General features: G+C 74.4%; 12 protein-coding genes. 7 read left to right on the forward strand and 5 right to left on the reverse strand.

The window, feature by feature from the left end:
* Window positions 1-17: 17 nt before the first annotated feature.
* Window positions 18-1,577 carry a CoA-acylating methylmalonate-semialdehyde dehydrogenase gene (locus ACWCOM_RS02595; protein WP_454547174.1) on the forward strand — a complete coding sequence of 520 codons (1,560 nt, stop codon included), beginning with the start codon at window positions 18-20 and terminating at the stop codon, window positions 1,575-1,577.
* 106 nt (window positions 1,578-1,683) lie between these two features.
* Complete coding sequence (locus ACWCOM_RS02600) at window positions 1,684-1,866, forward strand: hypothetical protein (RefSeq protein WP_454547175.1); 183 nt, start codon at window positions 1,684-1,686, stop codon at window positions 1,864-1,866.
* Between the two features lie 59 nt (window positions 1,867-1,925).
* On the opposite strand, the gene ACWCOM_RS02605 is transcribed toward ACWCOM_RS02600, so the two are convergent.
* Window positions 1,926-3,305, reverse strand: a complete 1,380-nt coding sequence (locus ACWCOM_RS02605) for an acetamidase/formamidase family protein (protein ID WP_454547176.1) — start codon at window positions 3,303-3,305, stop codon at window positions 1,926-1,928.
* Window positions 3,306-3,614: 309 nt separating this feature from the next.
* A complete protein-coding gene (locus ACWCOM_RS02610; RefSeq protein WP_454547177.1) occupies window positions 3,615-4,463 on the reverse strand; it encodes a hypothetical protein in 849 nt (282 codons plus the stop codon).
* Window positions 4,464-4,789: 326 nt separating this feature from the next.
* On the opposite strand from ACWCOM_RS02610, the gene ACWCOM_RS02615 reads away from it, so the two are divergent.
* From ACWCOM_RS02615 to ACWCOM_RS02625, 3 genes are all read left to right on the forward strand, one after another.
* Complete coding sequence (locus tag ACWCOM_RS02615) at window positions 4,790-6,010, forward strand: MFS transporter (RefSeq protein WP_454547178.1); 1,221 nt, start codon at window positions 4,790-4,792, stop codon at window positions 6,008-6,010.
* 130 nt (window positions 6,011-6,140) lie between these two features.
* Window positions 6,141-6,890: a response regulator transcription factor gene (locus ACWCOM_RS02620; RefSeq protein WP_454547179.1), complete on the forward strand. Its 750-nt coding sequence runs from the start codon at window positions 6,141-6,143 to the stop codon at window positions 6,888-6,890.
* The gene (locus ACWCOM_RS02625; protein WP_454547180.1) at window positions 6,890-8,434 is read left to right on the forward strand and encodes a sensor histidine kinase; all 1,545 of its coding nucleotides are present in this window, start codon (window positions 6,890-6,892) and stop codon (window positions 8,432-8,434) included. Before ACWCOM_RS02620 ends, ACWCOM_RS02625 begins: the two co-directional genes overlap by 1 nt.
* Window positions 8,435-8,498: 64 nt before the next feature.
* Here ACWCOM_RS02625 and ACWCOM_RS02630 read toward each other — a convergent pair whose 3' ends face one another.
* The 3 genes from ACWCOM_RS02630 to ACWCOM_RS02640 form a co-directional block, all read right to left on the reverse strand.
* Window positions 8,499-9,734 (reverse strand): heparan-alpha-glucosaminide N-acetyltransferase domain-containing protein, encoded by a 1,236-nt coding sequence (locus ACWCOM_RS02630; RefSeq protein WP_454547181.1) that lies wholly within the window; start codon window positions 9,732-9,734, stop codon window positions 8,499-8,501.
* Between the two features lie 168 nt (window positions 9,735-9,902).
* On the reverse strand, window positions 9,903-11,153 hold the full coding sequence (locus tag ACWCOM_RS02635) for an MFS transporter (protein WP_454547182.1): 1,251 nt from the start codon (window positions 11,151-11,153) through the stop codon (window positions 9,903-9,905).
* A 3-nt stretch (window positions 11,154-11,156) separates the two neighbouring features.
* On the reverse strand, window positions 11,157-11,516 hold the full coding sequence (locus ACWCOM_RS02640) for a universal stress protein (RefSeq protein ID WP_454547183.1): 360 nt from the start codon (window positions 11,514-11,516) through the stop codon (window positions 11,157-11,159).
* Window positions 11,517-11,802: 286 nt separating this feature from the next.
* Between ACWCOM_RS02640 and ACWCOM_RS02645 the strand changes: the two genes are divergently transcribed.
* Both ACWCOM_RS02645 and ACWCOM_RS02650 read left to right on the forward strand, forming a co-directional pair.
* Entirely contained in the window at window positions 11,803-12,759 is a 957-nt protein-coding gene (locus tag ACWCOM_RS02645) for a tripartite tricarboxylate transporter substrate binding protein (protein ID WP_454547184.1), read from the forward strand.
* A gap of 2 nt (window positions 12,760-12,761) precedes the next feature.
* Entirely contained in the window at window positions 12,762-13,337 is a 576-nt protein-coding gene (locus ACWCOM_RS02650; RefSeq protein ID WP_454547185.1) for a tripartite tricarboxylate transporter TctB family protein, read from the forward strand.
* Window position 13,338 lies beyond the last annotated feature (1 nt).

Genomic DNA, 13,338 nt, shown 5'->3' on the forward strand with positions numbered 1-13,338 from the left:
CCCACCAGGAGGACACCATGCAGGACACCAAGCAGAGCGCCGAGGCCCGCGCGCAGCAGGACGCCGAGCAGGGCGCCCAGGACCCCCGGGGCGCCGGGGAGGTCATCGAGCACTTCATCGACGGGAGGCGCCACGGCGGCTCCGAGCGGACCGCGCCCGTCTACAACCCCGCGACCGGGCAGGTGGCCCGGCAGGTGCTGCTGGCCTCCGCCGAGGAGGTCGCCACCGCCGTGGAGGCCGCCGAGGCCGCGCTGCGCGGCTGGCGGGCCACCAGCCTGGCCAAGCGGACCGCGATCATGTTCAAGGTCGAGAACATCATCCGGGAGCGCACCCCGGAGCTGGCCGAGATCGTCACCGCCGAGCACGGCAAGGTGCTCTCGGACGCGGCCGGGGAGATCGCCCGCGGGCTGGAGAACGTGCAGTTCTGCACCGGGCTGATGCACCACCTGAAGGGCGAGCACCTCGAGCAGGCCGCCACCGGCGTGGACGTGCACCAGATCCGCCAGCCGGTGGGCGTGGTCGCGTGCATCACCCCGTTCAACTTCCCGGCCATGGTGCCGCTGTGGATGATCACCACCGCGATCGCCGCCGGGAACACCGTGGTGCTGAAGCCCTCGGAGCGGGACCCGTCCGCCTCCGTGTGGATCGCCGAGGCCTTCGCCGAGGCCGGCCTGCCCCCGGGCGTGCTCAACGTGGTCCACGGGGACAAGGTCGCCGTGGACGAGCTGCTGACCAACCCGCTCGTGAAGGCCGTGTCCTTCGTGGGATCCACCCCGATCGCCCAGTACATCTACGAGACCGCGGCCGCCCACGGCAAGCGCGTCCAGGCGCTGGGCGGGGCGAAGAACCACATGGTGGTCATGCCGGACGCCGACCTCGACGGCGCGGCCGACGCCGCGGTCTCCGCCGCCTACGGCTCCGCCGGGGAGCGCTGCATGGCCATCTCGGTGGTCGTGGCCGTGGGCGACACGGCGGACCCGCTGATCGAGAGGATCACCGAGCGGGTCGGGAGGCTGACCATCGGCCCGGGCACCGACCCCGCCTCGGAGATGGGCCCGCTCATCACCCCGCAGGCCCTGGAGAGGGTCAACGGCTACGTGGCCGGGGCGGAGGCCGAGGGCGCGACCGTCGTGGTCGACGGCACGAAGCAGGAGTTCGAGGGCGAGGGCTTCTTCACGGGCGTGTCGCTCATCGACCACGTGAAGCCGGGGATGAAGGTCTACGACGAGGAGATCTTCGGCCCGGTCCTGTCGGTCGTGCGGGTCGGCAGCTACGACGAGGCCGTGCGGCTGATCAACGCCAACCAGTTCGCCAACGGCACCGCCGTGTTCACCCGCGACGGCAAGACCGCCCGGGAGTACCAGTTCGACATCGAGGTGGGCATGGTGGGGATCAACGTCCCGATCCCGGTGCCGATCGGCGCGTTCTCCTTCGGCGGCTGGAAGAAGTCCCTGTTCGGCGACACCCACATGTACGGGCCGGAGTCGTTCAACTTCTACACCCGCCGCAAGCTGGTCACCACCCGCTGGCCGGAGCCCTCCGAGTCGCAGGTCAACCTGGGCTTCCCCACCCACTGACGGGACCCCGCCGGCCGGGACCGGCCGGGGCGGGAGCGGCATCGTCGCCGGCCGGGCGCCTCGCTAGGCTGGGAGGACTCCCCGCACCCGCCCCGGAAGGACGCCCGTGAAGACGATCGTCGCGAGCCTGCTCGTGCTGGCCCTGGTGCTGACCTCCGCCGGGGTGCTGCTGACCTCGCTGGACGCCCAGGAGTGGCTGCCCACGGTGGTGCTCGCCGCGCTGGCCTACCTGGGCACCTTCGCGGTGTACCGGCGGATGCGGGACCGCTACGCCGACCGGGAGGACTGAGCCCGGCGGGGCCCGGAGCCGCCGGGGCGCGGCGCCGGGCCCGCCGTGCCCCGGGGCGGTCAGGCGCGGTCGAAGTCGGCCTTGCGGATCAGCCCGTGCACGCCGACGGTGCGGTCCACCACCTGGGAGATCGCGAAGTCGGCGGCGGCCGAGAGGTAGGCGTAGGCCACGGCCCGGTCCATGCCCTTGTCCTGCTCGAGGAAGTCCAGGGCGTTGAGCACGGCCCGGCGCATCGCCACGTTCAGGTCGGAGTTCTGCGCGCCGCCGCCCGCGCCGTCCGGGTCGGAGAGCCCGATGGGGATCCAGTGCTCGGCGGTCTCGGCGAACGGGTAGTGGTGGGCCACGGACGGGGCGTCCCCCTCCCCCGCGCGGCACACGGTGAGCCGGAAGGTCCCGCGCAGCGAGCCCTCCATCGCGGTGAGCGCCACCTCGCCGTCGCCCATCGCCATGTGCGGGTCGCCGACGTAGAACAGGGCGCCGTCGGTCTGCACGGGCAGGTAGAAGGTGGAGCCCACCCCGAGGTGGCGGATGTCGATGTTGCCGCCGCCGAGGGTGGGCGGGATCGAGTTCAGCAGGTCGTCCGTGGGCCCGGAGCCCCGCTGGTGGGCGACGCCCATCATGCCCATGAACGGGCGCAGCGGGAAGCGCACCGCCCCGCCGGCCATGACGCCCTGGCCGTGCTCGACCGGGGTGAACGTGGAGACGTTGCCGTACTCCTGCGGGTTGCCCGTGGACCGGCCGTCCGAGCCCACGGCCGGCAGGACGTCGTCCACGAGGAGGTCCGCCACCGGGCCCCCGCGGGAGGGCCCCGGGAGCGCGCCCTTGCCGTGCCGGCTGGAGACCACCCCGTAGGGCACCCGCAGGTCCGCGCGCAGGGTCTCGATCTTCAGGACGTCACCGGGCCGGGCCTCCTCCACGAACACGGGCCCGGTGACCACGTGCGGGCCGTCGCGGTCGAAGTCGCGCTCGGTGCGGTCGTAGTCGCGGGCGATCTCCACCGCGTCGTCGAGCACCCGGGACCTCGGGACGCCCTGCCCGGCGAAGAACTCCACGGGGTCCCGGCCCTGGTCCTCGAGGATCCCCTCGTGGGAGACGGCGTCGATGGTGATAGTCCGCCCGGAGCGCATGCGCAGCGCGGGCTCGGCGTCCACGGACGGCACGTAGCCCCACAGGACGCGGTCCACCTCGGAGGGCAGGTAGTGGTCGCCGGGGATCGGCCCCCGGCCCGGCTGGAGGACCGTGCCGCGGAAGCCGGGGCGCCCGCCGCCCGCCGCCGGGCCCCGGCCCCCGCCGCCCGAGGCGGCGGCCGCGGCGGCGCCGGCGCCGGTGGTGGTCACGGCGCCGGCGGCGGCCACGCCGGCGGCCGCCCGGAAGAAGGTGCGCCGGCCGAGGCCGCGCTGGAGGTCGTCGGCGGCTCGTCGTGCGAGGTGCTCGCGCATGGGGGTCTCCCGGGGTCGGAGGAGGAGTTCGTCGGACGAGCACGACCCTAGGGAGACGGTGTTACGGGATCGGCGCCCCCGTGTTTCAGCGCCGTGACGGAGCGGGGAGCTGGACAGGTCACCGGGCGCCCCGGCCGTGGTGCTCCGGCCGGCGGCAGGCAGCCCGACCTCGTTGTCGGAGCCGCGCACGGACGCCCGCGTGACCTGCGTCACCCAGCGTAGGGGCTCGGACGGGGTCGTGGTGCATGCATGCGCAATGTGACCGCCGCCGGGACACTACGGAGAGGATCGGCGCGGGCCCCGGCGGGATCAGGAGAAGTCGGCCTTGCGGATCCGCCCGTGCGCACCGACCGTGCCGTCCCCCAGGCGGGTGACGGCGAACTGGGCGGTGGCCGAGAGGTAGGCGTGGGCGATCGGCCGGTCCAGGCCGCGGTCACGCTGCAGGAACTCCACGCCGGCGCTCACCGCCCGGTGCATGGCCGTGGTCATGCAGAAGGACCGCGCGTCGTCCGCGGCTGCGCTCCCGTCCGCCGCCGTCCCGGGCGCGTCGACGCGCGAGTGCCCGACGACGATCCAGTGCTCGTCGGTCTCGGCGAACGGGTGCCGGTGCGCCACGGACGGCAGGTCCTGCGTGCCGGCCGGGCACACGGTGAGCCGGAAGGAGCCGCGCGGGTCCTGCTCGGCCGAGCCCAGGGACCGGCACAGCTCACGGGGGCAGAAGGCTGTGCCCTGGGTGCGGACCGGCAGGTAGGCGGTGCACCCGGCCTCCAGCGGCGCGCTCCCCCCGGCCAGGCCCAGCACCTCGACCCGCAGCACGTCCCCCGGCCGGGCCGCGGCGAGGAACGCCCGGCCCGTGGCGAGGTGCGGGCCGGCGCCGTCGAGGGCCGGGAGGTTCTCCGCCGGCTCCGGGGCGGGCGCCGGCGGGACGTCCCGAGATCCCGGGACGCCGGGACCCGTGGCGGCAGGCCGGGGGCCCCCGTACCCGGGCACGCCGATGCCGGTGGACGGGTGGGCGGCGCGGGCGGCGGCGGCGCGGGCCCGGGCCCGCTCCTCCTCGGCACCGGTGGGTTCCACCGCGGTGCCGCCCACCACGCGCAGCGCCGGTCGCCGCCCGTGCGGCAGCGTGGGCGCGGGTCCTGGTCCGGCGTGCTCGGTCATGGGTGCTCCTCGGGGGCGGGGCGGGGGATGCTGCTCCGAACTGTAGGAAAGCCGTGTTACTGCACCGGGCACAGCACGTTTCCGCGACGTGACGGCGCCCATAACGAGACGAAGCATGCCACGGACCGCCGCACAAGCCCCATAGATGACGATTGCGACGAGGACGCCCCCGTGACGCCGTCACGGGGGGGTGGACTGACGAAGATCACACCGGCCGGCCTGGGAGGCCGCGGGGACGCCCGCGTAGCATCAGGAGTTCCGCCACTCCGTCGCGGGCTCGATGACGCGCTCGTCGCCCGAACCGCCGCCCTCCGGAAGGTCCCGCCGTGTCCGCACCCCGCACCGCCCTGCTCCAGGTGGTCAACGCTCCCGGCCCCGCCGGCACCCGTCTCGCCCTCTTCGCCCTGGCCATGGGCGGGTTCGGCGTGGGCACCACCGAATTCGCCTCGATGGGCCTGCTCCCCTTCATCGCCGAGGACCTCGGCGCCTCGATCCCGGCCGTGGGCCAGTCCATCTCGCTCTACGCCCTGGGCGTGGTGGTGGGCGCGCCGCTGATCACCGCGCTCGCCGCCCGGGTGGAGCGCAAGACGCTGCTGCTGGGGCTGATGCTCACGTTCGTGGTGGGCAACGGCCTCTCGGCGGCCGCGCCCTCACTCGAGTGGCTGTTCGCGGCCCGGTTCCTCTCCGGCCTGCCGCACGGGGCGTACTTCGGGGTGGCCGCGGTGGTGGCCTCCTCCCTGGTGGCGCGCGAGCGGCGCGGCACCGCGGTGGCCCGGGTGATGCTCGGGCTGACGATCGCCAACATCGTGGGCGTGCCGTTCGCGGCGGCCCTCGGCGGGGCGCTGGGCTGGCGCTCCGCCTACCTGCTGGTGGTGCTGCTGGGCGCCCTGACCGTGGCGGCGCTGGCCCTCTGGGTCCCGCGCACGCGCAACGAGGGCATGGCCTCCCCGGCCCAGGAGATCCGCGCCCTGGCCCGCCCGCAGGTGGTCCTGACGCTGCTGGCCGGCTCCGTGGGCTTCGGCGGGATGTTCGCGGTCTACACCTACATCTCCCCCACCCTCACCGAGCTCTCCGGCCTGGACATCGGCACCGTGCCGTGGGTGCTGGCCGTGTTCGGCGTGGGCATGACCGTGGGCTCCCTGCTGGCCGGCCCGCTGGTGGACCGCTCGATCGAGCGGACCGCCCTGGGCGCCGGCGCCGTCTCGGGGCTCGCCCTGGCCTTCTTCGCGCTGTTCGTCCACCTCCCGGCCGCCGCCGTGGTCGGCGCACTGTGGATCGGGATCATGGGCTCGATCTTCACGACCTCCCTGCAGGTGCGCCTGCTGCGCGAGGCCAAGGACGCCCCCTCCCTCACCGCGGCCATGAACCACGCCGCCTTCAACCTCGCCAACGCCATGGGCGCCTTCCTGGGCGGGGCCGTGATCTCCGCCGGCTGGGGCTACCGCGCCCCGGCCTGGGTGGGCGTGGGCCTGGCGCTGGCCGGCCTGCTCATCCTGGCCCACGCCGTCCGGCGGCGCCGGCAGCAGCAGCCGCTCGCGGCGGACTGAGCCCAGTCCCCGGGCACCCGCCGCTCCGCGGCACGACACAGCGGACGCACAGCTTCCACAGGAGCTGCGCCTACCCTGGTCCCGCACAGTGGTCCTGTCACCGCCGTCCGCCCGGAACCGGGAGCCCGCCATGTCCTACGCCTCCAGCTTCACCGTCCTCACCGAGGTCCTGCCCCGCCTGACCCACCCGGACGGCTCGCCCATCCGCGCCCTGGTCGTGGACGACGAGCCCGCGCTGGCCGATCTCGTGGCCATGGGCGTGGGCATGTGCGGCTGGGAGGCGCGGATCGCCCACGAGGGCTTTGATGCCGTCGCCCAGGCCCGGGCCTTCGCCCCGGACGTGCTGGTGCTGGACCGGATGCTGCCGGGACTGGACGGGCTGGCGGTCCTGTCGAGGATCCGCCAGTCCTTCCCGGAGGTGCCGGTGCTGTTCCTCACGGCCAAGGACAGCGTCGAGGACCGGATCGAAGGGCTGGCCTCGGGCGGGGACGACTACGTGACCAAGCCCTTCTCGATCGAGGAGGTGCTGATCCGCCTGCACCGGCTGGTCCAGCGCTCCGGGGCCGCCGCCCAGGACAGCGCCACCCTGGTGGTGGGCGACCTGGTGCTGAACATCGACAGCCGCGAGGTCACCCGGGCCGGGACACCGGTGGAGCTGACGGCCACGCAGTTCGAGCTGCTGCGCTACCTGATGGAGAACCCGCGCCGGGTGCTGTCCAAGGCGCAGATCCTGGACGCGGTGTGGCACTACGACTTCTCGGGGCAGGCCAACATCGTGGAGCTCTACATCTCCTACCTGCGCAAGCGGATCGACGCCGGCCGGGCCCCGATGATCCACACCGTGCGCGGGGCCGGCTACGTCATCAAGCCCGCCACCTGATGGCGGCCGGGCACCGCACCGCGCCGCTCCCCCGGCGCCGCCGGCGCCTGGCCACCCGGCTGATCGCCGGCGTCCTCACGATCCTGGCCGTGGTGCTGCTCGTGCTCGGGGCGACTATCGTCGAGCTGACCCGCCAGGACCTCGCCGAGCGGCTCGACGGGTCCCTGCGCCAGGCCACCGGCCGCGCCATCACCTTCACCCGCCCCGACGGTCCCCAGGACCGGGACCCGCTCGACGCCCCCGGTCAGCCCGTGGGGGTCCTGGTGGTGACCACTCAGGAGGGCGAGGTGGGCGCGGCCTCCTACCGGGCCGCGTCCGGGGAGGCCGAGCCGCTGCCCGGCGAGGACGTCGAGGCCCTGCGGACGGCGGGGGCCTTCGAGACCGGGACCCCGCACGGGCGCGGCGTCGGGGACCGCCGCCGCTCCGCGGGCACCGAGCAGGGCCGGCTGACCACGGTGGAGCTGTCGGTGGGCGAGTACCGGGTGGAGTCGGTCGGCCGGGACCACGAGGACACCGAGCAGATGCTCGTGGTCGGGCTGCCCACCGCGTCCGTGGACGAGACCGTCGGGGACCTGGTGGCCACCATGGCCGGTGGCAGCGTCCTGGCGCTGCTGACCACGGCGGTGGCCGGCACCGTGGTGGTGCGCCGGTCGCTGCGGCCGCTGGAACAGGTCTCGGCCGCGGCGGCCCGCGTGGCCCGCCTGCCCCTGGCCTCCGGGGAGGTGTCGCTGGCCGACCAGCAGGTGCCCCGGGACCTGGCCGAGCCGGGCACCGAGGTCGGGGAGGTCGGCCACGCCCTGAACTCGCTGCTGGACAACGTCGGCTCCGCCCTGACCGCCCGCCAGCACTCCGAGACCCGGCTGCGCCGGTTCGTGGCCGACGCCTCCCACGAGCTGCGCACCCCCCTGGCCGCGGTGCGCGGGTACACCGACATGCTCCGGCTCACCGAACCGCTCACCGACTCCGGCCGGGCGTCCCTGACCCGGGTCGAGCAGCAGACCCTGCGGATGAGCGCCCTGGTGGAGGACCTGCTGCTGCTCGCCCGCCTGGACGAGGGCCGCCCCCCGCAGCTGCGCGAGACCGACCTGGCCGAGCTCATGGCCGAGGCCCTCACCGACGCCTCGGCCGCCGGCCCCGACCACCGCTGGTCCCTGGACGTCCCCGCCGAGCCCGTGCCGGTGCGCGCCGACGCCGCCCAGCTGGGCCAGGTGCTGGCCAACCTGCTCTCCAACGCCCGCAAGCACACCCCGTCCGGCACCGCGGTCACCGCCACGGTCAGCACCGAGGACGGGTGGGCCCAGGCCTCGGTGCTTGATACGGGCCCGGGCATCCCGGCGGCGTTCCAGGACCGGCTCTTCGAGCGTTTCAGCCGCCTGGACACCTCCCGCACCTCCCGGGAGGGCAGCACCGGACTGGGGCTGTCCATCGTCCGCTCCGTGGTCACCGCCCACGGCGGGGACGTGGCCGTCGACTCCCGCCCCGGCCGCACCCTCTTCACGGTCCGCCTGCCGCTGCACGCCGTCCGGCCCGCGCCCGCGCCGTAGCGGCCCGCTCCCCGGCGGTCGCGGCGGCCACGGCCGGTGGGGCCGCCCCGCCGGGCTGCGGCGCCTAGGCCCGCCGGCGCCCGGAGGCCAGGACGAGGCCGCGCCCGGCGCCGGCCACCCGGGCCACGACGCGCTCGAGCGGGCCCCGCCCGTAGGCCCGCTGCCACGCCACCGCGAACAGGGCGGCGACCCCGGCGTGGATGAGGAACCACAGCAGGGGCACCTCGTAGTGCAGCATGGCGGCCAGGGCCAGCAGGTGCGCGGTGTAGAGGGTCAGGGTCATGGAGCCCATGGCGCTCAGGGGCAGCAGCCACGCACCGACGACCCGCGCGAGCAGGAGGAGGGCGCCCAGCACGGCCGCGCCGGAGCCGAGGTCGTGCAGCAGGGCCACCGGCGTGTTCGTGTGCGGACCGGGGATCAGCAGCCACCACCACGACGTGTCGGGCAGGACGGGGTCGGGGCCCCACACGATGATCTCGTCGATCCGGTCCTCGCCCAGCCAGGGGGTGGAGCTCATCAGCCGGTCGTAGCCGCCGGACCGGAGGACCAGCACCCAGTAGACCAGCCACGCCCCCACGGCCAGGACCAGGCCGGCGCCGAGCAGCCGGGCCTGGACGTGCAGCGAGCGCAGGTTGAGCCGGCCGATGCCCATCCCGGCGAGCAGGTAGGTCAGGTACGGGACCGCGGGGTAGGTGCCGGTGAGCAGCACCTGGGAGAGCACGGTGCCGGGGTCGGACAGCACCCCGGTGAGGGTGGGGTTGTAGGTCGCCGGCGCGGGGAGCACGCCCCGCAGGGCCTGCATCAGCACGGGACCGGCCACGGCGGTCACGCCGGCGAGGACGAACAGGGTCCGGGCGGGCAGGTGCAGGAACGGGACGGCAAGCAGGAAGAACATCCCGTAGTACAGCAGGATGTCGTAGGCGGGCGGATCCTCCGGCATCACCTGGTTGACGAGCAGCCCCAGCACGGTGATCAGCACGGCGCGCACGAGCAGCCCCACGCGGTCCCCGGTCATCGCCCGGCCCCGGTGGGGCGTGCGCCCGCCGGAGGAGAACCCCAGGCCCACCCCGGCCAGCAGGGCGAAGAGCGCGGCGGCCCGGCCGGCGAACAGCTGCCACTGGAGGGTGGGCTCGTAGGTCCCGGGGTCCCAGGCGGGCAGGATGTGGATCGACATCATCCCGATCAGGGCCAGACCCCGGGCGGCGTCCACCCCCACGAGCCGGGGCTTCCGGAGCACGGGCAGCCCCGGGCCCTCTGCTGACGGCGGCGCCCCGGGGACGGACTGGTGGACGGTGACCATGCTGGTGCGTTCCTTCGCTCGGACGTACCGGCGGGTGCGGCCCGCCGGCCCGGGCCCTCGAGGCCCTCGTCCCCCATCCGACCAGGCACGATTGTGCCGCCCGTGTGGCGATCCTGTGCCGCGGCTGTCGAAGCGGCCCGTCCGGGCGGCCCCGGCCAGCGCACCGGCCTACCGCCGTACGGACTTCTCCAGCCCGCTGACCAGCAGCACCGCGCACGTGGACCAGATGGCCCCGGCCGGGCCCAGCGGCGCCGCGACCAGCCCGGCCAGCAGGGGCATGGCCACCTGCCCCAGCCGGTTGCCCACGAGCCGGACCGCCAGGGCCGAGCCCCGCCACGCGGAGGGCACCGCGGTGGAGACCAGCGTCATGGTGATCGGCTGGCCGAGCCCCAGGCAGAACCCGCCCACGAACAGGCACAGCGCCGCCAGCCACGGCACGGTGACCACCAGGGGCGGGGCGGCCAGGGCCAGGCCCGCGCCGTAGAGGCTCACCAGCAGCAGGGCCCGCCGGGACATGCGGTGGGCGAGCCAGGGCAGCAGCACGCGGGAGAGGATCGACGCGCCGCCGCGCACGGCCAGCAGCACGCCCACCCACGCCGGAGAGACCCCGGCCCGCTCCCCCACCAGCGGCAGGAACGCGGTGAGGATGTCGAGCATCGCCAGCAGGGCCAGCGAGGCCAGCATGTGGGACGGGATCCCCGGGACCCGCAGGATGCGCACCATCGAGGCCCGCGGCACCGGGTCCTGGACCACCTCCAGCTCCCCGGTGGCGGGATCGGGCACGGCGTCGTCGGCCCGGGCTCGGCCGCGCTGCGCGCCCGTCGCGCGGCCGCGCAGGAGCATCAGCGGCACCACGAGCAGGGACAGGGCGGCCGCGAGCCACAGCGACAGCGTGATGTCGGCGACCCGCTCGGGGGAGGCGACGTCGCTGCCCGTGCCCAGCAGCAGCCCGACCAGCAGCGGGCCCAGCAGCTGCCCGGCGGAGAACGCGGCGGTGAACCAGCCGAAGCCCTTGTCGAGCTGGTCCTCCGGGGAGAACCGGGCGACCGCGGACTGCCCGGCGATGGTGAACAGCAGGTGCCCCATCCCCAGCAGGGCGCTCGCCGCGGCGACCAGGGCCACCGAGGGGGCCACCGCCAGGCCCGCGGCCCCGAGGGCCAGGACCAGGGCGCCGGCGATCACCATGGTCCGCAGGTCCCGCACCCGGTCGGTCATCCGCCCCAGCCACATCGCGGTGGCCAGGGGCAGGACCGCGTAGGCGGCAGTGACCAGGCCGACCGTCACCGAGTCGGCGTGCAGGGCGAGCAGCTTGTAGGTGGTGACGGGCCGGACCAGGTTCAGGGCGGTCTGCGTCAGCAGCGCGCCGGCCACGAGGAACCACAGCCAGGCCCCGGAGCGCGGCCCCGAGGACGCCGGCACCCCTCAGGCTCGCCGGGGCTTGACCGCGATCACCGGGGCGTTGGCCTCGAGCAGGATCTGCTGGGCCGCGCTGCCGAGCAGCAGCTTGCCCACGGGGCTGCGGTGCTTCACGCCGATGACCACGGCGGAGGCGTCCACCTGCTCGGCGGCGTCGAGCAGCTCGCCCACGGCGTCCCGGTTGCGGGCGTCGGGCGTGCGGAACGTGACGGGCACGCCCTCGAGCTCGGCGCCCTCGGGGTCGAGCTGGGCGCCCTCGAGGTTGAAGACCAGCAGGTCCTCCTGGCGGCGCCGGGCCTCCTCGATCGAGGCCGCGAGCGCGGCCTCGCCCTCGGGGGTGCTGGTTCGGGCAACGACGACGGTCATGGGGGCCTCCGCGGTGGGTGGGGTGGACGGACACAGCGAGGTCCACCCTACGGCCGAACCTGTGACGCGCATCTCCCCGGCCGTGAGCAGAATGCGCAGAACCTGCACAACGATCAGTACGCACGAAAGCCGGAACAAGGGCCGCCGCGTGATCCGGGTCACTTATCGTCGGATGGACGGCTCGGTCGGAGCCATCTCTCGTCCCCTCCTCCGAAGGAAGCGAACTCCTGTGAGTGCACCACCAGATCAGGCACAGCCGGGCGCGCGGCGACGGCACCCCGTGGCCATGACCGTGTACGGCGCCGTCGCCGCCGTCGTGATCGGCCTGGCCGCCTTCTTCTCGATCCAGTCGGCGACCGCGGGCACCGACCTGCGGTCGAACCTGACCCTCATCGCACCGGCTGGCCCCGGCGGCGGGTGGGACACGTTCATGCGCGAGCAGCAGCAGGCCATGCGCGCGAACAACCTCGTCGTGAACTCCGAGGTGGTCAACATCCCGGGCGCGGCCGGCACCATCGGCCTGGGCAAGCTCTCCACGATGGAGGGCGAGCCCAACAAGATGATGGTCACCGGCGCGGGGCTGGTCGCCGGTGTGGAGCAGCTGGACTCGGCGGTCACGCACGAGGACGTGCGCCCCATCGCCCGCGTGGTCGAGGAGTACGACGTCGTGGTCGTGCCCGCCGACTCGCCCTACGAGACGCTCGACGACCTCGTGACCGCCTGGAAGGCCGACCCCAAGGCCGTGGCCTGGACCGGCGGCGGCACCTTCGACCAGCTGGTGATGACCGAGCTGGCCCTGGAGGTGGGCATCGACCCGCCCCAGACGACCTACATCCCCAACTCCGGCGGCGGCGAGGCCACCCAGGCCCTGATCACCCACACCGCCGACGCCGCGACCTCCGGCTACAAGGACGTCGCCGACCAGATCGACTCCGGACGCCTGCGGGCCCTGGGTCTGGCCGCCCCGCAGCAGCTGGAGGGCGTCGACATCCCCACGCTGACCGAGCAGGGGTACGAGGTCGACCTGGCCAACTGGCGGGCCGCGGTCGCGGCCCCCGGGATCACGGACGAGGAGTTCGCCGAGCTGCGCACGCTGCTCGAGGAGACCGTCGCCACCCCGGAGTGGCAGGACGCCGTGGAGCGCAACAAGTGGACCGAGGTGTACCTGGCCGGCGAGGAGTTCGACGAGTTCATGGCTTCGGAGCAGCGGCGCATCGCCGAACTGGTGAAGGAGCTGAAGTAGGAATGAGCACTCCCATGTCCTCGCACACGGACGCCGTGGCGGAGGTCCCCGACGGGACCGCCCCGCGCCACGCGGATGACGCCCGGGCCGAGCGCTCGTGGTGGCACGGCCGCAGCGGGCTGGTCCTGCCCCTGATCATGACGGCCTTCAGCTCCTACCTGCTGCACGGGATCCTCACCATGGCGGTGCCCGAGGGCACCGACTTCCCCGGCCCCCGGTTCTACCCCGGCATCCTGATGGTGGCCGGCTACGTCCTGGCGGCCCTGATGGTCCTGCACTACCTGCGCTCCCCGGAGCCCGTGGAGGAGACCGGCGGACGCACGTACCGCACCTACACGGACTGGTCCGCGCTGGTCTGGGCCGTGGGCGGGTTCCTGGTCTTCGCCCTGACCCTGGAGTTCCTGGGCTGGATCCTGGCCGCCGCACTCCTGTTCTGGTGCGTGGCCCGCGGGGTCGGCTCCCGGCGCCACCTCTTCGACATCTCCCTGGCGCTGACCCTGAGCAGCGTCATCTACCTGGCATTCGACGTCGGACTGGGCCTGAACCTCCCGTCCGGTCTCCTGGGAAGCGGATTCTGAC

The sequence above is a fragment of the Kocuria sp. KH4 genome, from assembly GCF_053711175.1.